General features: G+C 32.5%; 23 protein-coding genes and 1 pseudogene. 7 read left to right on the top strand and 17 right to left on the bottom strand.

Annotation, left to right across the window (positions count from 1 at the left end; translation table 11 throughout):
- Position 1 precedes the first annotated feature (1 nt).
- From ACLBWE_RS12580 to ACLBWE_RS12570, 3 genes are all read right to left on the bottom strand, one after another.
- The gene (locus tag ACLBWE_RS12580; protein WP_447603242.1) at positions 2 to 757 is read right to left on the bottom strand and encodes an HvfC family RiPP maturation protein; all 756 of its coding nucleotides are present in this window, start codon (positions 755 to 757) and stop codon (positions 2 to 4) included.
- Positions 708 to 1,571 (bottom strand): HvfB family MNIO-type RiPP peptide maturase, encoded by an 864-nt coding sequence (locus ACLBWE_RS12575; protein WP_447603240.1) that lies wholly within the window; start codon positions 1,569 to 1,571, stop codon positions 708 to 710. The genes ACLBWE_RS12580 and ACLBWE_RS12575 overlap by 50 nt, the downstream gene beginning before the upstream one ends.
- A gap of 69 nt (positions 1,572 to 1,640) precedes the next feature.
- The gene (locus ACLBWE_RS12570; protein WP_045125255.1) at positions 1,641 to 1,949 is read right to left on the bottom strand and encodes an HvfA family oxazolone/thioamide-modified RiPP metallophore; all 309 of its coding nucleotides are present in this window, start codon (positions 1,947 to 1,949) and stop codon (positions 1,641 to 1,643) included.
- A 163-nt stretch (positions 1,950 to 2,112) separates the two neighbouring features.
- Between ACLBWE_RS12570 and ACLBWE_RS12565 the strand changes: the two genes are divergently transcribed.
- A complete protein-coding gene (locus ACLBWE_RS12565) occupies positions 2,113 to 2,718 on the top strand; it encodes an HvfX family Cu-binding RiPP maturation protein (RefSeq protein WP_017389948.1) in 606 nt (201 codons plus the stop codon).
- A 124-nt stretch (positions 2,719 to 2,842) separates the two neighbouring features.
- Here the strand turns inward: ACLBWE_RS12565 and ACLBWE_RS12560 are convergent, their stop codons facing one another.
- The 9 genes and pseudogenes from ACLBWE_RS12560 to ACLBWE_RS12520 all read right to left on the bottom strand — a co-directional run.
- Positions 2,843 to 3,787, bottom strand: coding sequence for a DUF4424 family protein (locus ACLBWE_RS12560; RefSeq protein ID WP_447603237.1), 945 nt, complete (start codon positions 3,785 to 3,787; stop codon positions 2,843 to 2,845).
- Between the two features lie 124 nt (positions 3,788 to 3,911).
- Positions 3,912 to 4,256, bottom strand: coding sequence for a hypothetical protein (locus ACLBWE_RS12555; protein ID WP_005047854.1), 345 nt, complete (start codon positions 4,254 to 4,256; stop codon positions 3,912 to 3,914).
- Positions 4,257 to 4,568: 312 nt separating this feature from the next.
- The gene (locus ACLBWE_RS12550; RefSeq protein ID WP_003650983.1) at positions 4,569 to 5,027 is read right to left on the bottom strand and encodes a hypothetical protein; all 459 of its coding nucleotides are present in this window, start codon (positions 5,025 to 5,027) and stop codon (positions 4,569 to 4,571) included.
- Between the two features lie 252 nt (positions 5,028 to 5,279).
- Positions 5,280 to 5,474, bottom strand: a complete 195-nt coding sequence (locus tag ACLBWE_RS12545) for a hypothetical protein (RefSeq protein ID WP_447603234.1) — start codon at positions 5,472 to 5,474, stop codon at positions 5,280 to 5,282.
- A 185-nt stretch (positions 5,475 to 5,659) separates the two neighbouring features.
- On the bottom strand, positions 5,660 to 5,977 hold the full coding sequence (locus ACLBWE_RS12540; protein ID WP_447603232.1) for a hypothetical protein: 318 nt from the start codon (positions 5,975 to 5,977) through the stop codon (positions 5,660 to 5,662).
- Positions 5,978 to 6,112: 135 nt separating this feature from the next.
- Positions 6,113 to 6,805 carry a hypothetical protein gene (locus ACLBWE_RS12535; RefSeq protein ID WP_447603230.1) on the bottom strand — a complete coding sequence of 231 codons (693 nt, stop codon included), beginning with the start codon at positions 6,803 to 6,805 and terminating at the stop codon, positions 6,113 to 6,115.
- Between the two features lie 2 nt (positions 6,806 to 6,807).
- A complete protein-coding gene (locus ACLBWE_RS12530; RefSeq protein ID WP_447603228.1) occupies positions 6,808 to 7,365 on the bottom strand; it encodes a hypothetical protein in 558 nt (185 codons plus the stop codon).
- A gap of 178 nt (positions 7,366 to 7,543) precedes the next feature.
- Positions 7,544 to 8,248 (bottom strand): hypothetical protein, encoded by a 705-nt coding sequence (locus ACLBWE_RS12525; protein ID WP_447603226.1) that lies wholly within the window; start codon positions 8,246 to 8,248, stop codon positions 7,544 to 7,546.
- Between the two features lie 247 nt (positions 8,249 to 8,495).
- A pseudogene (locus ACLBWE_RS12520) lies at positions 8,496 to 8,690 on the bottom strand (hypothetical protein); the annotation flags it as partial.
- Between the two features lie 455 nt (positions 8,691 to 9,145).
- Between ACLBWE_RS12520 and ACLBWE_RS12515 the strand changes: the two are divergent.
- From ACLBWE_RS12515 to ACLBWE_RS12500, 4 genes are read left to right on the top strand one after another with little or no spacing between them, the layout of a single operon-like run.
- The gene (locus ACLBWE_RS12515) at positions 9,146 to 10,081 is read left to right on the top strand and encodes a phosphoribosyltransferase-like protein (protein WP_447603224.1); all 936 of its coding nucleotides are present in this window, start codon (positions 9,146 to 9,148) and stop codon (positions 10,079 to 10,081) included.
- Between the two features lie 8 nt (positions 10,082 to 10,089).
- On the top strand, positions 10,090 to 12,051 hold the full coding sequence (locus ACLBWE_RS12510; protein ID WP_447603222.1) for an ORC-CDC6 family AAA ATPase: 1,962 nt from the start codon (positions 10,090 to 10,092) through the stop codon (positions 12,049 to 12,051).
- Positions 12,048 to 12,965, top strand: a complete 918-nt coding sequence (locus ACLBWE_RS12505) for a hypothetical protein (RefSeq protein ID WP_447603220.1) — start codon at positions 12,048 to 12,050, stop codon at positions 12,963 to 12,965. Before ACLBWE_RS12510 ends, ACLBWE_RS12505 begins: the two co-directional genes overlap by 4 nt.
- A complete protein-coding gene (locus tag ACLBWE_RS12500; protein ID WP_447603218.1) occupies positions 12,949 to 14,166 on the top strand; it encodes an Eco57I restriction-modification methylase domain-containing protein in 1,218 nt (405 codons plus the stop codon). The genes ACLBWE_RS12505 and ACLBWE_RS12500 overlap by 17 nt, the downstream gene beginning before the upstream one ends.
- Positions 14,167 to 14,420: 254 nt before the next feature.
- Here the strand turns inward: ACLBWE_RS12500 and ACLBWE_RS12495 are convergent, their stop codons facing one another.
- The 3 genes from ACLBWE_RS12495 to ACLBWE_RS12485 all read right to left on the bottom strand — a co-directional run bounded on the left by ACLBWE_RS12495 (position 14,421) and on the right by ACLBWE_RS12485 (position 17,272).
- On the bottom strand, positions 14,421 to 14,975 hold the full coding sequence (locus ACLBWE_RS12495) for a TetR/AcrR family transcriptional regulator (protein WP_447603216.1): 555 nt from the start codon (positions 14,973 to 14,975) through the stop codon (positions 14,421 to 14,423).
- A 736-nt stretch (positions 14,976 to 15,711) separates the two neighbouring features.
- On the bottom strand, positions 15,712 to 15,945 hold the full coding sequence (locus ACLBWE_RS12490; RefSeq protein ID WP_003650968.1) for a hypothetical protein: 234 nt from the start codon (positions 15,943 to 15,945) through the stop codon (positions 15,712 to 15,714).
- 235 nt (positions 15,946 to 16,180) lie between these two features.
- Positions 16,181 to 17,272, bottom strand: a complete 1,092-nt coding sequence (locus tag ACLBWE_RS12485) for a DUF6670 family protein (RefSeq protein WP_447603214.1) — start codon at positions 17,270 to 17,272, stop codon at positions 16,181 to 16,183.
- A 392-nt stretch (positions 17,273 to 17,664) separates the two neighbouring features.
- Between ACLBWE_RS12485 and ACLBWE_RS12480 the strand changes: the two genes are divergently transcribed.
- Positions 17,665 to 18,423: an HD domain-containing protein gene (locus tag ACLBWE_RS12480; RefSeq protein WP_447603212.1), complete on the top strand. Its 759-nt coding sequence runs from the start codon at positions 17,665 to 17,667 to the stop codon at positions 18,421 to 18,423.
- Here ACLBWE_RS12480 and ACLBWE_RS12475 read toward each other — a convergent pair.
- Both ACLBWE_RS12475 and ACLBWE_RS12470 read right to left on the bottom strand, forming a co-directional pair.
- Positions 18,413 to 19,444, bottom strand: coding sequence for an AraC family transcriptional regulator (locus ACLBWE_RS12475; protein ID WP_447603210.1), 1,032 nt, complete (start codon positions 19,442 to 19,444; stop codon positions 18,413 to 18,415). The two genes, ACLBWE_RS12480 and ACLBWE_RS12475, sit on opposite strands and share 11 nt — an antisense overlap.
- A 198-nt stretch (positions 19,445 to 19,642) precedes the next feature.
- Positions 19,643 to 20,653 carry a DUF6670 family protein gene (locus tag ACLBWE_RS12470; protein WP_447603208.1) on the bottom strand — a complete coding sequence of 337 codons (1,011 nt, stop codon included), beginning with the start codon at positions 20,651 to 20,653 and terminating at the stop codon, positions 19,643 to 19,645.
- A gap of 348 nt (positions 20,654 to 21,001) precedes the next feature.
- Between ACLBWE_RS12470 and ACLBWE_RS12465 the strand changes: the two genes are divergently transcribed.
- Positions 21,002 to 21,622: an NUDIX hydrolase N-terminal domain-containing protein gene (locus tag ACLBWE_RS12465; protein WP_447603206.1), complete on the top strand. Its 621-nt coding sequence runs from the start codon at positions 21,002 to 21,004 to the stop codon at positions 21,620 to 21,622.
- The last annotated feature ends 40 nt before the right edge of the window (positions 21,623 to 21,662 follow it).

Genomic DNA, 21,662 nt, shown 5'->3' with positions numbered 1-21,662 from the left:
CTTACACCTCTTTAAAATCATGGGGAACGTGAATTAATCGCAGTCGAATTAACAGTGCTTTTAATTCTTGAATTTTCAGATAAATATCATGTTCAGATAAATCAGTAAGTACAGATTGAATGAGTATATGAATATCTTGGTCAGCTAGCTTTACATTTTGAGTCAACTGTTCAATTACCATAGCAAACAAAGGTGAAAGCTGTTCAATACATACATTGTCTTGTTGATCTCGCCAGACCATAATCGCTCCGGGCATAGGCTCGACCTGTTCTGGAGTCATTAAAGTTGTCCACGTATAAACGGGATATTGATAAACCAATACCCATACCTTCGTGGTTAACTGCCAATCATAGTTCTCATGCAAGACTACTTTTTCAATTTCAACAGTATCTAAATACAACTCAAGCCATTCAAACTGCAACAACTCAGCCAACCAAGGATATTCTTGCAATATTGGGTGCTGCTGATCTGTCAAATACTCTCTAAACTCCAGAGAAATATCATTATACAAAGGTGAGCGACACTGGGCTTTTTGAAAAAATTCTGAGAGTAATTGTTGCCACTTTAATTCTGGCAACATCGCACGAGCCACGGGATAAACTAACTCAATAAATGAGCTGACATTATTAAAAAGCAAGTCCCGATAAATTTGCATTCGCTCGGCAGGAAGAGCTTGAGCTAATTCCAAATCAGGATCTCTAATCCAGTCACAAAACTGTTGTTGCATGGTTTGGAAGGATATTTGATTTTCCTTCATAGCCACTCTCCTGTTGTTGAATTATTTTAATTTTGGCTAGTTCCTCTTCTAGCTCTCGCCATGATGGAATATTAAAGTCGCGCTCAAGTAAAGTTGCTTTCACACCACATACTTGATAGGTATATCTCAATAGTTCCCATACGCGATCACAAATTTCTGCGCCATGCGTATCAATTAATAAATTTTTCTGAACTTGTTCATGCCCAGCAATATGTAAATAACGGATTCTCTCTTTTGGCATCTCCCGAATAAATCCAAACGCATCACTGCCATGATTAATACTGTTGACATAGACATTATTTACATCCAGAAGCAAATCACAGTCTGCATATTGAAGAACTTCACGGATAAATTCCGCTTCACTCATTTCAGCATTGGGCATTAAATAAGTAGAAACATTCTCTATGACTAATCTTCTTCCTAAAATATCTTGAACACGTAAAATACGTTCAGCGACATATTTAACAGCCGCTTCGGTCATGGGGATTGGCAACAAATCATATAAGTAGCCCCTATCATTTGTATAACTTAAATGTTCAGAATAAATAGAGACATCATATTGTTCTAAAAAGCTTTTTATTTTGCTGATAAATTCAAGATTCAGTGGATGAGGACCGCCAATAGACAATGACAAGCCGTGACAAATTAATGGGGCTTTTTCAACACACTGTGCGAGTAATTTCGCATGTCGACCACCAAAACCTAGCCAGTTTTCAGGAGCAACTTCGATAAAGTCCGGACATGTTTTTGCATCTAAAAACGAATCTATAAAATCACGCCTTAAACCAAGCCCTACGCCTGACAAATCCATCATGGTGATTTCTCCTTTTGGAAACGATGCCGACACTTACCAGAAGGCCGACATCATCCATGATCAGATTGTTTACTTAGCGCCGCACTTACCGTCAGCGACTTTTTTATCTGCACCGCACTTGCCGTCCGCTGCTTTTTTGGTTGCTCCACATTTACCATCTGCTGCTTTTTTATCTGCACCACATTTTGCTTCGGCAGACTTTTCGTGGTTTTTCATTTTGTTAGCACCGCATTTTGCTTCACCGCATTTTCCATCTGCTGCTTTGGTTGCATGTGCTTCTGTTGTCGTATGGGTTGCTGCTACAGCCATTTGTGTAGCACCTGCAACTGAAAGTGCTAATAATGCCGCCACTGAAGTCATTGAGTTGAGTTTGTTCATTTTAGTATTCCTTTAAAGATAAATTCTTGATTTGTACATTTGTACGTATAGTTAGACGGACCAAATCCTTTTTTATTACACCGTAAATAAAATTTTTTTTATGTAAGAAATACAGTTTTTATCCGACTAATTAATATTCAATCGCATCGGATGTGAAATTATCATGAAGAATTTTATTTATGGTTTATCTCAATATTATCAAAAACTGGGTAAAACTCTACAACATGCAGATGGCATCGCTGCTCTGGCTCTTCGATTGTATCTAGTGCCTATATTTTGGATGGCAGGCACAAATAAATTAATGCACTTCAATGATATTGTAGAATGGTTTGGCAACTCAGATGGAGGTTTAGGACTTCCCTTTCCATATCTAATGACCCTGCTTGCAACAACAACTGAACTCGCGGGCGCAATACTATTAACATTTGGCCTCTTTACTCGCTTAATTAGTATTCCCCTCATTATTACGATGTTAGTTGCTATATTTACGGTACATCTACCGAATGGATGGCAAGCGATTGCTGACCCAAATGCACCCTTTGCAAACATGCAGGTGTTGGCTTCAGCTGAAAAGTTAGAGAAGGCTCGCCAAATATTACAAACCTACGGCAATTATGACTGGCTCACTTCCAATGGTTCGTTTGTAATTTTAAATAATGGAATTGAGTTTGCCACTACGTATTTAGTCATGCTTCTCGCACTGCTTGTTCTTGGAGGCGGCCGTTATTTTAGTTTAGATTATTGGATTAAAAAGAAACTGTCTAATTAATCATTACGTTAAGAACCCTCATGGCGGCAACATTGAGTATCTTTTTCTTATTGTGTGCCATGTTTAGCTCATGACACACAATCAATAGTGAGGCAATTGGGGAGAATTCGAAGCTTGTATGAAATTATCTAACTCTCACAAAAATAATATCTAGGTCTTTTTTGGGTACAAACTTGGTTTTGGTCATCTGAAATTGAGTTGGGCTAATCTTTTTGACTTGGCCATCCCAGCAAAAAGAAACCAGCTCATCCTTATCACGCTCAATGGTTAACTTAAAGTTTTCAATCGGCTTTGCCCAATTTGCACCCGTCGTCAAAATATAACCCAAAGCACTAAACGGTGAATTTTCTGCACTGGCTTTTTTTAAGCCCTGCTTAAATTGATTATCCATACAAAATTGTCGGCTATCTTCCTCGGGATATAAGGCAACAGAACCACCCACCAAAGGTTTATATTCATGATGAATTTTAGTCAAACTATTGGCTTTAAAGGTTTGCTTCCAACTATAGATCACTTGAGATGACCACGGGATTACATCATCTTTTTTAAAATTAGCTAAAATTTTCTGTATTTGTGGTTTATTACATTGTTTTAGCTTATCTACATAATATTCATAATTATAGTTATTACGCAGCCATGGGTTGAGCATATCTTTTTCACTAAAACCGCATTGCTTAAACTCATCTGTTGCATCAATCAGAGGTGATTTTTCATCTTTTTGAATAAACGTTCTGACATGCATTTCCGGTTTTATATTTTTCCCATCCACCACGATCTTAAAACTTTTTAGAAGTTCTTCTGTATGGGCAAAATCAGACTCAAAGAAATTATCAATGCGCGGTAATGGAAATAAAATAGTTTCAGTGACCTCTTTATTGCTTAGGTTTTTATAGAGGTAATCGACCTTAATCAGTTTTTTACTAATAAATAGATCTTCGCTTTGCATCGCAATCTGCGAATTTTTGAGATATTGAATCCCCCCCGTACCGACATAGCCCGTAGAATCATTGGCTACGCTATAGGTCGATAGTTGAATTAATACAGCAAAAGTCATTACAAGCTTTTTCATTTTAAAGCGCTCTATGTCATTTTCTAATTATGGAATGTCAATCTGTGGTAAATCATATTATATATTTCACCCACAAAAAACCGTCTAAAGACGGTTTGTTCATACATTTAAAATCTAATTCCTTTTAATGATAATTTAGTTTTTGCCTCATCATCTTTTTTTGCACACTAATTTTTCCAATAAAGTTTGTTAGCCATAAAATGCATTCATCCCGATGTTCAAAATGTGGAATCAAACTTAGATCAACTTTTATATCTCTATCTGCCAAAGGCAAACTCAGACAATATTCAAAGTCGATAGAGTTATACTTTAATTTTAGATCTTTTTCTTCGGCCTGCTTTTTGATTTCCGCCATAATTCGATTGAGGTTAACAATCAAGTTATTTGAAACTTGGTTATTTTCATAAATACGTTCATATACATTTTCAGCAACATCTATGTATTTAATTAGCTCGGCATTTTCGTTCATATTATTTATATTTCCCTTTTTTTAAAGATTATGAACAGCTAAATGTTTAATTGCGTTACTTGACACATTGCTTATGTGAAAAACGTATATTTTTCTTTATTAACAAATACACTTAAGATATTGTTATTTATTAAAATTCAGTAGATATTTGCACATTTGTATACATTTAATATTTTCTAAAATCTAAATTTAGACAATATTAAATGTTAGTTAGGATGAGATTAATACAAAAAAAACCGCCCCAGAAGGCGGTCGCTGAAGTTAAACCAGCAGTATATAGAAGTGTGGTGGACCGTCACTTCTACATTCTTTTTATGAAGGAGTTTTATTGGTTTTACTAAAATCTTCAGATTTAAAATAATTGATAATCATGTCTGCATGCTCTTCTTTTTGAGGAGCTACAGATACAGGAAATGCATCTTTCGACATCTTAAAACCTGGTGGAAGAAATTGCGAAATTGGTGGCAATTTAGGTTTTCCACCTTCCGTAATTCGTTCAATAAAACCAGCTAACCAAAGAAGATACTCTCCTTCATTTGCAAATTTTGGCATGACACTCAAGTCAATTTGAACTTTGCATTCACTTAAAGGTTTGGTTAAGTTCTCTTCAAAATCTATATAGTTGAACTTGAGCTTAAACTCAGTTCCCTTGATCGCTTTTCGAATCTGACTAATTAAACAGTTAAGATTCTGAGTAATGTCATCAGTGAATAAGCTATCTTTTTTAATATTTTTATAAACCTTTTCGGCTACAGCTAGATACTTTGGCATTAACCTCTCTCTCCGTACTATTGTTATAAAGTGCTGATCTAAGAATCTTTTATGACTTTGATTATGCTCAAAGAAGTGTAAGTAAAGGTAATCTTGTTAGTGTGGTTTGTGAGTAGTTAGTGCCTTATGTAAAATGCACCAAAAAAACACCTAAAAAAATTATGGTTTTGATAACTCATCCACAAAATGAATGGTTGAATAGAGATAATTAGAAACATTTACTTTCATATTATTTTTTACCATTTGGTAAAATTAATATGTTTTCATCTGTTTATCACGTCGCATCAAACCCAAAACAGATCTACGCACTCTTATTTCTTCTTCAGAAAAAGGCAAATGTTCTATGAGTTCGTGAATTGGGAGAGAATTATTTTCTATCAAGAAACAGTCTTGCTCTGTTGTCCAATGAGAAGTGGTTGATTTAATTTGTTTTAGATAACGTTTCATATTTCCTAGCAGACTTGTTTACAATCCCAAGAAGCCTGTCTTTAAGACGAGCTATACCTTATTTTGTGGCGATCTTAAGGTTCAATGTGATTATAGCAGTCTGTAGATTAAATGTTCAGTTGATCTTGTCGCTTATTTTCATAGCCTCTAATAAAAAAGCCCACACACTGTGGGCTTCCTACACATTATTTTGCGGCATTCACCCCAACAATAAACTGACTACAATTAGAGCCTTCAGATGCGTTACCTAATTGCTTTTCAGAGAATTTGAATTTAGATGCAACAGACTCATAATCTTTCTTAAGGCTTTGTCCTGTTAGCTCACCAAGCTCTTTCACTTGTTCTGGTTTCAAGATGTCATGTTCAACAGCTTGGTTTACCATTGCACATGCTGTGGTCATCGCGTCATAACGTGCAGCAGTTTTAGAGTAACCTAGAGCGCCGATTACGCCACCAACAATTAAGCCAATAATTACTGCTAAAGTTACCTGCATTTTATTCATTTTTTAAATACCTAAAAATCTAACCATAAAGAGGAACACTTCAAAAGGTTGTGCTCAAGTTCAGTTAGGATAAATGTATTTATCTGATATCAAAAATTAGAATCTGTCAGATTTTTTGATAGATAAAGTGAAATATCATATCTTCCTACTTCGCTTTTGTTTTTTGTCCGGCACTTTTATTGGAATAGCCACCTTACCCGTACCTAACCCGCGGAAAAAATAATTAATGATATATAGAAATAAAAGACCAAAATAAAAAATCGGAAAAATACTAAAGGCAGTACTTACTATTTCCCAAAACATCACCCCCACTCTGTAATTATAACTAAATGATATGAGCCCACCTCTACGTCTGGGCCTTTGCTGAGTAATATCATCCTCAATAAAGTGAATAATTCCCATGACAAAACATCCGGCAAATGTACTTGAGACTAATGTCTTTTTGATTAAGGGTTTCTCTAACCAAGGGTACTTTTTTGAAGATTCAAATTCGGCTTTGAAAAAGAATTTATAAATTTCCTCTTGATAAGCTTTATTAACCCCATATTTTTTAATAAAAAAATAGCATATAACACAACCAACAAAGAACATGACTATTGTTATGTAAAGACTATAAAGAATCGTAAAAAACGGTAATGGGCCTTTCGTACCAACAGTCACATGCATAATTTGTGTGATGTATTGATATAGCTCGTACTGCCATTCGTTTTTAGGATAGGCAGGAAATACAAATAAAGGAATAATAAAAAGAATAGAACATAAGGCTATATTTCCTCTGTTTTCTTTACTTTTCATTGCAATCGTAGACAGAAATTTTTTAGAAGCCATATCTATATCTTACAATTTGGAATCATGTGTTTAGCTTTATAAAACTCATCAAAAGCCTTCATGTCATCTAACCATGGAGATATAATTTCTAGATAACGTTGATTGATATTTTTTGACGCCAATAGTCTTGATGAAGAATAATTTCTCTGCTGAATTTTTTGATTATATTGCTGTACAAACATAAGCTTTAAACATAGTCCACGAATGCCCTTATTACCAAAATATGAATACTCTGCATATTTATTTAAGACATATTTCATTTCTTTATTTTCACCATTCCAAGCATAAAATGAACTTAATCCATTTAAATCATTAATGTATATCTCATCATTAATTGGGTTCAATTCTAAGCCCTGCTTTAAAATAATACTTTTTATTTCCACCTCATCAGATAAGTCCATCCAAAAAAAGGAAGACATGACTTCTTCTGAAAATCTTAGTCTGGCTTGCTCTGTATCTTTAGGATATACAATGAAAAAATAGTACAACCCTAGAAAAATAATAAAAATTAATATAATAGAAAGTAGCCTCCAAAAATTAGTACCTTTTATAATATTCATAACAAACCATTCATTTTATTTAATAACTTGCGAGAGAACTTTACTTTGTGTTTTAGATTAAATCAAAAATAAATAAAAAATTTCCTTGGATGAAATATGTGCTTATTTTTTAACTGTGCCCTTTTATCTTCAAAAGAGCACTTTTTTAAAAGTACTTTATTAAGAGATTTCTAAATCATCAAGGTAAAAATGCATTTGTTAGGAATACAAATCCGACAGAGAAAAAAGCATTATCCTGATGAGAAATTTGATTGCCATAACTTGCATCTAACTGAACAAAGTCCTTATAGACCATGTATCTAAAACCTGTCTGGTAAAAAGCATCATTTCGGTCATTACCATATACTTCGGCAGTGAGCGTTAAAGGATGAGTAAGTTGTGTTTCGGTTCCAATTCCCCACGTGGTCTGGTTTTTATGCGTGGTATTTTCACGTAACCAACCAAGGTTGGCATGGATTAAAAATTTATCATCGAAAGTAGAAATACTTAATGGAACATTGACCGTCCAATCTTTCTTAGAAGAATCTTTAGTATTCATTTGAGTGCCAAAAGAAAAACCAACTCCCCAATCATTGGTTTCTAAAGGCTTTAATAAGGTTTTCCCTTGTAAGGTTGCATAGCTGACGTGCTCAGTATCATCGTTTACTCTTCCCAGCCCTACAGCAAATTCAAAATTACCACCAAAATTACAGGCAGGCATTGCCCAATATTCTTTGTTATCAGGATTATGCTGCATCCATGTTTCTAGTTGGCATGTTTTTGGTGAAACAAGAGCTGCATCGTCAACAACCATAGGTCGTCCACTATGGCTAGCGTTAGATAAAGCCAATAAACAGAAACCTGAAATAAGTGAGCGTTTCTTTAAAGTAAATACCACTGGCATCACTCCCATAAGTTATGGAGCATATGCGAGTACTGCAACCCGTCATGATTAAATCATGGGCTAATAATAGAAATGAAAAGATGAAAATAAAAAACCTCTTCTTGCATCCACAAAAAGAGGTCTGTAAGGACTTCAGTGGATACTTAGACTATTACTGATCGACTATTGTCACTCGAGCAAGTACTCACATTGAAGCTCCTAAAAATTAGTTGGGCGGATTCTAAAATTAGCTTTGTTAAATATCAAGTTAAAATTTCGTGACAAACTCATCACCCCCCCCCCCCAACAAAAAATACACAAGCAACCGTTCTCTTTCATCTGGTTTGTTAGGGTCTAAAAGCTGAACCATCGCACTATCAATCACAAACAAAAAGATATGTGCATCGGGTTTTGAAGCATTTGCATTGGTGGTTAAAAGCAAATTATAAATTTCATTAATGAACCCATCTAAAGCTGTAAGTTAATTTCAAACTTGAAATTACAATTATTTTTTTATTATCACTCCATTATCTAAACAAAAGAATTTAACAAGGAACATAAACTCAATTTGATTTTTTATACGTAAAAGTTTAGTTCTACTATTAGCTATATTTCTTATAATTAAACATGAAAAAATAGATGTTTTTAAGATCTAGACTTCTCCCAAATAAATATTTATCGTTCTATAATAAAAAGATGTGAACGTTATAAAATAATTCATGACAATGCAGACCCTAATTTTAGTTGTGTAAATAGTTATACTTAACTCATTAAAGTCAAACCAGCTCACTAACAAATTAAATTTATTAAAATCAAATATATAGCCAAAAAAGTTACATATCAAAAAAATGTCATATTTATGCAACAATTTGTTTATAATCAGTTACTATACTTAAATTTATACGTACACTTCTGACCATGGTTTTTGAACAATCCTTTTATCTTAAGACAAGAACAAAAGTACAGAAATTGGTGCAAGCTGGTTTTTGGAGTGGTATTAATCAAAATAGATTTAGTAGGTGGTGTGATGAATTCAAGACGCCTAAAGAAGAAGCTTTATTAGCTTTTTTGTTGGATTCTTTGGTTTATAGGTCACAAAATCAGATTTCGGGATTAATACATCAGATGATAGACGTTAATCTTTCATCTGCTATTGATTGGAAAAATTTGATTGATCAAACTGATAAATATGAAACACTCTTTGATTTATTATCAGATAAATATCCTCAAAATTTGCGAAATAGAATAGCTCTAGTACCCGTTATAAAGATTAATGATCCGCCAACTAAAAGTGGACCACTTTTAGCCAGAATTATTCATAAACATAAAATTAATAGTAAGTTCATGTGTTGGCCATGGGATGAAAGCCGATTACATGATGAAGAACTTAGATTAGTAGTCTTTTTTGATGACTTCGTAGGAACAGGTGATCAATTTACAGATTTTTTTAACTACTTTAACAAAATTAAAGCTTTAGGCGACCCTAAGAAAGTTCAATATCTTTACATTGCTTTTTCTGGAACTCAAGATGGTATAACATTCATTGAAGAAAATACTGCCAATCAAGTAAAAGTTCATGTTACAGAAACAATAAAAGAGTCAAATAAGTTCTTTAGTGGTTTCGCTATCCGATACAAAAAATTGCAGCCCTTTATTGATCTATCTGTAAATGAGTATAGTGATAATTTAAAATCAACATATATTGACTTCATGGATAGGAAAGGGATTAGAAAAGAGATTTTTGGGTACAATGACTTAGAGCTAACCCATGTCTTCTCTCATGGTACACCAAATGGTACATTGCCAATCTTGTGGTGTACTAATCCTTCTTATTCCGCACCTTTTACGAGATAAACGCCATTATGGAAATTGAAAAAGTTTTATCAAATATTAGAAGTGAGCATATAGGTTTGGATGTTTGGAATGAGTTTGTTGTTCCTTTCAATATTCAAATGTCCGATTTTCATAAATCATTACCAATAAAACTAGAAGGAAGTCGAGGTAGTGGAAAAACTATGATATTAAGATATCTTTCCCATTATTCTCAATTTTCTATAAATAGAAGTGATATTCCAACTTCTTCATTAGATAATATTGGTATCTATTTTAAAGCTGACACACAATTCTTCAGAATGCTTCAAAAAAGAGGTGTAGATGAATTAGAATGGATCAACATATTTAATCATTATTTAAACTTAGTGATATTAGGTGAAATAATTGCTGCTTTAATAAATATAAAAAACTCTAATATTAATACATTAATTAAAGAAAAAATAAATAACTTAAATATCGAAACTCTTTCCATTTACAATGAAAAATTAGCAGGTAATATTACACAAGTTTTCAAAGCATTAAAAAATGAAAAAAAAATTTGTGAAAAAGCAGTTACAAATCCAAGATTATTAAATGAATTAATAGCTCTTCCTAATACCGCAATTTTGGATCTAATAAATGATATAAACGAAAATATTAATATTCAGTCACATTATCATGTATATATAGACGAATATGAAAATTTACTACCATATCAACAAAAAATCATAAATAGTAGAATGAAACATTCTGAACCTCCAATTTGTTACAATATTGCTATTAAAGTGAATGGAGCCCAAATTGTTGATGTAGATGGTAGTAATGAAAAAATTGATCTACAACATGATTTCACGACTATAAATTTAGATAAAGAAATGTTAGATAACTTCGATATTTTCGCTACTGAATTATTAATATCTAGAGTTTCTAAAGTTTACAAAGAATTTAGTAATGCTTTCGAAGGAATTGATTTACATAGTGAACCCACTATTCATTTAAGAAAAAATAGTGCTTATCAGAATAAAATTTTGGGAATTGGACGTCAAATTCTTCCAAATAGCTCACATGAGGATTTAGCTAATGAGATTTTTGAAATTCCTCTATTTAGGAAACAACTCAAAACTGAAATTGATATTGCTCTGAAGTCTCATAATACTAAATTGACATCTAACGATTTCATCCACGAAGATTATAAAAAATATAGTATTGTATGTTCATCACTTCTATTTAGGAAAATCTCTCCAGAAACTATTTTTGAGCAATTCTTAGCCTTAAAAAATGATTTACCAAATGACTTTGAAGGTTCGAAAGAATGGATGAAAAATAATTTTATAGGTAGTTATATCAAACTAGCAAAAATTCAGAAAAATAAATCTACATTCTATGCAGGATTAGATTCATTTACTAAAATTGCAAATGGAAATATTAGATACTTTTTAGAATTATGTCGTTCAACTTTTTCTAATGCTTCATATAATTCAACTAAAAATAATGAAAGTTTTACTATAGACAAAGTTATTCAACATAATGCTGCTTTGGAAACCAGTGAACTGTTTTTTAGGGAACTTTCAAGCATCAAGCCAGATGGTAATTTCTTCAAAAATCTTTGTGCACGCCTAGGTGAGCTATTTGCTTTATTTCATGATCGACGATCCCAAAGTGAACCTGAAATTACACATTTTAATATTTCTGATCCTATTAATATGGATGACAAACTAAAAAAACACCTTGATGAAGCTGTTAAGTGGGGTGTTTTATATCAAACAAAATCTACAAAAGAAAAAAATAATAATAATTTTTTATCAAACGATGACTACGTGCTTAGTCCTATTTTTGCTCCACATTTCTTTATAAGTTATAGAAAAATTAGGAAAGTTTCCCTAACAGTGGAACAAGTAAATAGACTATTAAATAGCTCAAAAGAAGATTTTGATAATTTTTTAAATGAATTCAAATTGAAGTTTACGTCTGATACTACCTCAGTTCTGGTACAAGAGGATTTATTTAAATGAAGCCTTCTTACTATGAACCTTCAAAAGTAAATAAACAACTTAAAAAAAGTTGGGATCTTTGCATTATTGGCCATTCTGATGAAGAAAGAGCCATATTTGCTAAAGATATATTAAATAATAAATCCAATGAGCTACTGATTTTGAATTATAATCCAGATGAATTTAGCTTTCAGATAGAATTAAATGGGGATCCAACAATAATTTTTACTCATGATATAGGTGATTATTTAATAGCATATCAAAATAAGTCTATTGTTATTGATGCTACATCATTTGATATTGCTGTCTTAACTTTTATATGTAAGACATTAAAAGATTTAGCAATTTTAAACGTTGATATTCTCTATGTTGAACCAGAGGACTATGAAATTCAACGTACTTTTGCAGAAAATGATTATGATCCTTTATTATCAGATAGTACTTTAGGCTTTGAAGAAGCAGCTATTCCAGATATTGCTAAACCTATTGAACAAGATGAGATAAATTATTTTATTTTTCTTCTAGGCTATGAAGGAGATAGGCTTACAAATGCTTTTGAAAAGTTAGATTTCAATTTGCAAAAATATGAATTTATATTTGGAGTACCTAGTTTCATATATAGTTGGGAAAGAATACCTTTTACTACTCAGGCTGAAATTCTCCTCGAAAAAAATCAATCTACACAAGATTTAATTCATTTCTGTGGGGCGAATAATATTATTGGTACGCATAGGTTGATAAAAAATCTAAAAAAAGACACACAATACGATAATATATTTTTAGTTCCTTTAGGTACTAAGCTAATGGGCTTAGCTGCAATTAAAGCTGTTTGTGATGATACTGATCACACATTTATATTGTATGATTATCCCAATAAAACAACGGGCCGTAGCAAAGGAACTAATAAAGTCCACTTAATTGAGTCTTTCATATAGTCTTATGCATTTTTTCCATCCCACCCCCTTAGATATTGTTGATCAATACATTGCTTCTAAAACTAAGGGCAAGCATTTTGATAAAGTTCTAGATCCATGTGTAGGAGATGGAGCACTTCTCACATCTTTAAAAAATAATTTTAACAGTATTACTATTGTTGATATTGATACGAACAAACTTAACAATTTTCAAAATAGTAATTTTATTAAGTATAGTGGTGATTTTTTAGAAATAGATTTTACACATAAGTTTGATCTAATTTTATGCAACCCTCCATTTAACAATAAATCAGTACAAGGCCAAAGTATCGAGGAAAAATTTCTAAAAAAATGTTTAAAACTAATTAAAAATAATGGTTATGGTATATTTATATTACCTAGTTCAATTATTAATGGTACAAAATCTAATAAAATTAGAGAAAATTTAATCAACAATTATACTATTCTATCTATAGATATTTTACCAAAAAGAACATTTACTAAAATTGAAAGCCATTTTTACATTATTACTTTAAAAAATACGAGACCATCTAAAAGTTATAAGTTTAAAACCAATATGGGTATAATTGAATCTACTTGTGTAGCAAAAAATAATTATTCAACATTAAATCCAAAGAATTTAATAAACATTTCAATTTACGAAAAATTACTTCAGAACTTTAAAACATTTGATCTATCTAAAGAGTTAATATTTAGAGGAAATATAGAAAAAAAATATAGTCAATTACATACTACTAACTTTTCATCATTTATCTGTATAAAAAATATAAATATACAAAATAATAATGGGAAAAAGATTAAAAAACACGATTTACTCTGCAAAAGGGTTGGCCGAAATTGTGCTGATTCTTTTTCAATTTTTCTTTCAAAAGATTCCGTAACTATTAGTGATTGTATAATTGTTTTACCTTCAAAATCCCAAAAGGTTAAAGACAATTTAATTCGTCTATTAAACTTAAGAATATCTATATTGTTTGGTGCTTCTTATAATTTTAAAATTGATGGATCTGGAGCAAATTATATTTCAATGACAAAATTCAAGCATACTAAGTTCATAGATTTTAAAGATTTTTTCTCAAAAAAAGATATAAAAAAATTTCATTATTTATTAATCAAGAAAGATCTTCATCACCTTAAAATTTTTGAAAAAGATATGCAAAATAAAATACAAAATAAATTTCTAATAGAACAGTTTTTGTAACTTATACATACCTTTATCAAAAATCAATAAAAATACAAAAAAATCTAAAATTATTCTTAAAAATTTAACTCACTTCGAAACATCTAATTTCCTTGGAAAACGGTATAGAACTATATTGATGTTAGATCTGCCCACTTGAAATCTAAACTATATTTAAATACATAAAAGCACTCACTATAGAGTACGTTTATGTATCTTATTTAAAATTGAATAAACTATTTTACTCAAGATTATTGAGAAGTTCATTATCCCCCTCACCCAAACCCCAGCAAAAAATACTCAAGCAACCGCTCTCTTTCATCTGGTTTGTGGGGATCTAAAAGCTGAACCATCGCACCATCAATCACAAACAAAAACATGTGTGCATCTTGTTTTGAAGCATTTGCATTGGTGGTTAAAAGCAGATTATAGATTTCATTAATGAGCCAGTTCCGATATTCAACTACTGTCTGATATGCCTTTGGATGTGTTTTCGCAATTTCAAAAATGGCTTTAAACGGCAAATGATAAAGCCCTTCTAAGTCGGCATGTAAAAAGTAAATCTTGCGCAGTTTTTCAACTAGAGTTAATTCTTTTTGAATATAGATAATTGAAATTACCTCTTGTTTCAGGCCATCTTTTTGAAAGGTTAGGCTCATTTCAATGAGACGTTCTTTTGAATGAAAGTAGTTATAAAAAGTAGCTTTTGGGATTTTTGCCGACTCGATAATTCGGTCTACTCCGACGTTATGAAAGCCGTATTTATTAAAAAGATATCGAGAAGTGTGCAGTACGCTTAAAGCACGAAATGGAAGATCTGAATGTGGCATAGTTTTACCGTTATAAAATAAATTCTTGTTGTATATAAATGAGATAAAAAAGGCATAGCAAAGCCTTAAAGACTGTGCTTGGCACATCTCAAGTTTTATTGTTGATTAAGTTTTTAGACGAAGTCATGTAAAGCTTGAAAAACCTATTGGCAATCAAACTGCTTTAAAATTTTAAGTTGTGTCGTTATAGCTTTTGGCAAAGGCTGCTAAGAAATAATGAATGTGCAAAGCCAACTCCTTTTTATTTGGAGTTCTGCCAAAACATTATAAATTATGGTGGCAGAACGGAAGAGGGTTAGCAGACTGGTTTCGACTCCAGCACACCCGAGGGTGTCCCTCTCCCGTCCTACCGCTACGGGAGGGAACGAGATGTGCACACAAAACTATTCCTCAGAAGAAATAATCCTGATGTGGTCGAAAAAACGGTCTGCTAAAACCGACTGGCAATGTAGGCCAGCAGGCAAAGAATAGTATTCAACCCTCTTTCAGTCAAGCACACGAAATGACAATCGTATTAAAATAGATCATTAAAAAGTAAGGATAAATAATTGAGTTTCACTTACGCTTTCATATAATTATTGATTGTGATAGTCGTGCAAATTAAAAAATCCCTCACATGAGAGATTTCCTATAATCAATTCTGTTTGATAGGCTCAAGTAGATCGCGAATATCTTTACTTTTTATATCAATGACTTTAATCATTATTGATTTCATCATTACTCCTTTTTTTACTTATCATTCAGATCCATCTAGTCTAGCCTGACGAGTTTCGGTTAATTCTGCATGTAGTTTATTATATTCGTCACGTGTGATATGACCTGTCACTAATAACGTGCGTAATGTGCCATAAAGAAAGCCAATATCATAACCCAAAGCATAATCACTAACTTTATCTTCTTTAGATGAATTTCTAATGCCTTCAATACCTTGATTTAACCAATCTAATGCATCTTGTGTAGAGTATTCCATAATTCATAGATCTATATTAACAGCCCAAATATTAATAATGATCTATCTAATAAAGCAAATATAAATATTAAAAAATCTCTATTTATACTATTAGATGATCGCCCCACATGAATACGCTTTGACCAATTTTCCTCACCCAAACTCCAGCAAAAAAATATTTAAGCAAGCGTTCTCTTTCATCCTTAATAAAGTCGGTTTCTGAGTAAGATAAAAGTGTAACTTTTCAAGTGAGCTTCTATCTGCGGTCTATATATTCTAGGTAGCCTCTACCTACGAATGGCTGATCATAAAATTTACCTTGCCATGCATATGAAGAAACAAAACCAGCAGCTAATCCAAAACAATATGGCGTGTCTACATGTGCTGAAATATCTAACACTTTTTGATTATTGTGATGAGCAATCCAGCGAAAAGTATTTGGTAAATTCATTGAAAAATTATCAGGAGTAATCTGTGGTTCTTCTTGAAGACTGGTTACTTCAAAAAGTATATCTCCGTTGTATTGAATTGACGTTCCATCTATATGACGATAGTAAACAGAAGTCAAAATTGGTTGGTCTTCATAGCAAATAAAAGCCAACAATAGCTGCTGTTCATGATCAATATTAATGACTTGATAACTAAAAACTTTTACTGGAAGTTGTATATTCTCAACTAGCCATTTGTTTTTTAGCATTGAGGTAGCTATAGCTTTCCATGATTCAAGAGTACATAGCCCCTCAATCCTCTCACTATCCCCCTTTTGCTTGATGTGGCCTTCATAATGCATTAGCACACTAAAGTGCTTATAAAAGTCACTATAGGCAAACCATGAAATAGCTTTTGTAGGTTTTAAATAAAGTTTTAGCTCTAAGTCTTCCCTTTTCGTAATTAATATAAATCCATCACCGTCCTCGTGCATGACAGTTTGATTGTCAAAATTAATAGCAAAAGGAGTTTGGTTAAACTTGATATCATTTTTAATTGAAAAAGTTCTATAAGCTTCCGACGTTGTCGATAAAGCAGTTCCATGTACCAAAGAAGCTGTATCACCTTTGCCATCTTTAGACATTTGATAATTAGTATCTGTAATCGTAAATCCTACATAACCTAAAACTGAAGCCCATGATAAGTATCTAAATGGTTCAGGTAAGTCGGGTATCATGATTCCATAATGTGTACTACCAAAGCGTTTGTACAGAGTATGAGGAGTAAGTTCAAAATCTTTTGGCAATGTCGATTGCCGCTCTGGTGTAACAGCTCCTAACAATGCCCCTGAAAGCTTAGCAACTTTTTGATTGGCTTTGTCCTTAAGACTCTTTGGTAATCTATGGCTTGAGATTAGCATTATTTAAGATCCTTTATTTTTATCTGCTTAAAAGATTGAGTTCCATATTAGAACTAGATGATTTCAAGTTGAATGTTAATAAGGGACATTTTATCTTACACACACCTCCCACCTTTAAAATAAAAAATAAAAATCAATACTTTAAAATTAATTTCAACTAACTTATCACCTTTATAGCTTATATTTTCAACGCGATTTTCCCCATAACTTTTGATCAATTTAGGTCTATAAATTATTAAAAAGTAAGGATAAATAATTAATAAGTTGTTGTTAAATTGGGTTTTATAAAAAGCTTATCAATCAAAGTTCTATCGGTATTTTAAAAGATCCAACTTGCAAAAAATCATCTATGATAATATTTTAGAGTAATTACTCTAAAATGAGATCTACTAATGAAAACTATAAAAATTGGTTCGTATCACTGGATGCAAGCTACAAGTGGTCAGCTCAGCTTCAAAGAGAAAATTAAGTTAATTCAAAAAATTATGCTACCGAGTATTAAGGCCGCTATAAAAGTAAATTACTTTCGGTTTAAAACTTCCCATGATTTTGATATCGATCAGATCGTAATACCAGATACTCAAATGGTTAAAGTCGCGCTTGATGAACTAGAGGCTAAAGCAAGTATATCTATCTACAATCATTCATGGCGGACCTACTTCTGGGGAGCTGCCTTAGGCAATATACAAAAACAGCAATTTGACCATGAATCACTTTTAATAGCCTCACTTTTTCATGATATTGGCTTAACTGAGCAACATATTCATAGTAAAGGTTGTAATTGTTTTACCGATGAGAGTGCCAAACAATTTGAGCTAAAGGCTAAAGAACATAGCTTTGATGAAAAGAAAAGTGAAGTTATTAGAGATGCCATCTGCTTACATATGAATGGCTATATAGATCATTCTGATCCAGCAGAAATTACTCTATTACAGCAAGGCGCATCCTGTGATGTGATTAGTGATGGTCTATATAAACTTCCCCTATCTTTTAGAAATGAAATTTTAGAAAAATACCCTAGAAAACAATTTAATAAAGAATTTATTGAGCTTATTGATTTAGAGAGAAAAAGTGTTCCAAACTCACGGACAGGTTTATTATCTGAACTTGGTTTACCGCTCATGATTAAGTCAAATACATTTAAAGAGTAATAATCTTTTTACTTTTACGTTTCCGATATTGTGAAGGAGTTTCACCAGTCCAATATTTGAATGCTCTAGAAAAAGCTGAAGGCTCAGAAAAGCCTAGTAAGTAAACTACCTCATCACTTTTTAACTGTGTGTTTTCTAACAAATCACGTGCAAGCTTTTGACGGTATTCATTTAATACTTTTTCATAGCTCGTACCAATTTCTTTTAAGTCAGTTCTTAAGGCTTTTGAAGTGATATTGAGTGCTTTGGCAATATCATCTATTTTAAAATTTCCTGATTTTAGTTGATCTTGAAGAGTATTTTCGATTTTAAAAACCAGTTCATGCTTTTCTATCTGAGTTAAAGATTCTTCAATAATAGTCTCATGGATTTTATTTAATGTTTTATTAGCTGCCACAGAAGAGTCATTTAAAGTATCGGCATTAAATTTGATACACCCTTCAGGCATATTGAAATATACAGGACATCCCCAGATCTCTTGATATCGCTCTGCATCCGCACCTTCACGATAAGTCAGCCACACTTCTAAGGGCTTAAATTTTTCATTAGAAACATGTTTTAAATATGCTAATAAAATTGAGATCGCGCATTCTAAATAGTGCCGAATAGAATGCTCTAAACCAATCAAGTAAGCATCCTCTCCTTTTACCTCAAGCTTTAAAACATCAAATGCACTGGTAAATAGATGATAATATTTTATTGCTGTATTTAAACCTTGGCCGAAAGTAGAACTACTTAAAAATACATATTCAAATAAATCGCCACGTAGTACAGGCATTCGCCCGCCTACGACTAACCCAATATCTTTATTACCACTGACCTTTTCAGCAGCAGCCCAAAATTTCTCTTGAATACGATTGTCATATCTTACGTTTTTATCTGGGATATTCAGTGCATGCTCTAAAAAATTAACACTTGAGAAGATAGTATCCGTATCTAATCCCATGTCTTTCATTGTTAAATAAGTTAGCCAAGGAAAGATGCCCGCATCACTACGAATTTTTGATTCTTTTATAGACATGCTCACAATTACAAACTCAATCGAAACCAAAGCAATAGCTGAGTAAAATACCACCTAACTAAGTTAACAATAAAGTTTTTTTCAGTATGAACCGTAAGTTTATAGCTCTTATACATGTAAATGTTATTTTGAAAAACGCCCTGACCCGATGTAAAAAGCAGAGCGTATTGAAGACAAGTGCTTGATTAAATTTTAAGATTATTTCGGGTCTATGTATTCAATATAGGCTCTACCTTGTATTGGTTTCCCTTTAAATAGCCCATTATATTGGTAACTTCCCGCATAGCCTCCCGCCATACCATACTTAAAGTCACGGTTAGTAATACCATCAATTTTAATGAGAAGATTTCCATGATCATCATCCACTTGCCAACTAAATTTATGTGGTAAGCGCATGCTAGTTCCATCTGGAGTCGTAACTCTTTCAGGTTCATATTCGTGAACAGTAGATTTAAAACCACGAGAATAAATACCCCCATGGTCATCTAGCGAGCGCACATAGACTCTACTTTGCAACGTTAAACCTAATGGACCGAACGTATCCACAAATAAAACTTGGGTCTTTTCATCAATATTCAAAATTTGATACGTAAAAAAGTTAAGTGGAAGATTAATATTAATGGCACGGGCATATTCGTAAGTACATAAACCCTTAATTTCTGTTTTTACTCCCGCTTGCTCTACATATCCTTGGTACTCACATAGCAAAGCCCAATGATCATATGCTTCCCCTACAAGATTAGCGAAGTGCGCAATTTTATCTGTTGCTCGAAGCTTTAAATCAAAATTAAAGTTGTGTCCTTCACGGTGAGCATGAAACTCGGGGTATGTTCCTTCAATAGTTACATCATTGCCAAACTTTAAGTAGCTACCATTGGTCACTAATGTGCAATCTTTTTCTACACTATAGCCATTAAAGTGATCAGAGGTTCCAGTAGCTGTACCAACTAAAACGTTAGCCGTATCTATATCACTTGTCTTGATTAAATGTTGATTTCGAAATAGCTTAATTTGAGGTTGACCCACGACCACAATAATATTTAGGAAATTAAAAGGTTCAGGTAAATTTGGAATCATAATTCCATAGTGAACACAGGTGTATTTTCCTTGCGGTGTACTAACCGAAGTATCTGGATTAAAAGATTTACTATTTACTAAACCCGAACGATCAATATTATTTGTAATTCTAGCTGGCAATGAAAAGCGCATATATTCCTTCCTCAACAACAATGATCAGCCATTTTTGATTTCAAAAGGGCTGTACCTGTAAAGCAACTCCTAGAGGAATAGTAATTTCATTTTTTCTTTTTTTTTTGACATTGCTGTACTCAACCACAATCACACTATGTCAATTTTTTAATAAACTAAAATTCTAACTTTCTTCTAATCCATAACTGTTTGAACGAAAGTTTGGTATGAAAAATATGAATAAAATTATGTTCATAAAAAACCTCTTCAGACTTCGCTTGAAATTTCAGTTAACAACTGTTTTATAGTCCTTAGTCTGAGTATGCCTTACCATAGCTAAAAGATATAAGCTTGAAGGCATCCGTTGCAATGAATGACTCAGTTAAGTGGTTAGAAACTTTAAATAAAATTACTGGTATTGCTCAAACAGGTTTACATTATTCAAAAGATGTTTATGACAAAGAACGTTATGAACAACTCTTAGGACATATTGAGTATTTATTAGAATTAAAAGAAATCAAAACAGAAAAATTTATTGATAACGTGCTCCAAGATGTAGGTTATGCCACTCCAAAACTAGATGTCAGAGCAGTTGTTTTTAAAGAAAATAAATTATTATTAGCAAAAGAAATTGGAGATGGACGATGGTCTGTTCCGGGTGGATGGGCGGACGTGGGTTACTCAGCATCGGAAAATGCTGAAAAAGAAGTTCTGGAAGAGACGGGTTTACGAGTTAAAGCCATTAAATTATTGGCTTTAACAGATAGAACCAAGCACTCCCACCCTCCTATGTTTTTACATGTGTATAAGGCTTTCTTCTGGTGCGAAATTATTGATGGTGAACTAACACCAAGTATTGAAACACCCGAAGTTGGATTCTTTGGTAGAGATGAGTTGCCGCCTATTTCTACAGCACGGGTAACAGAAGAACAAATACAGCAATTCTTTGATTATTTAGAGTCAGTACCAGAAGTTACTCAATTTGATTAATTAAAAACTCAATATAAGGTAGAGCTCTTATATTTGGAGT

This window comes from Acinetobacter sp. M5A5_2a (assembly GCF_053345265.1).
The sequence above is the reverse complement of the archived record's forward strand: the minus strand, read 5'-3'. Positions and strand labels throughout refer to the sequence as shown.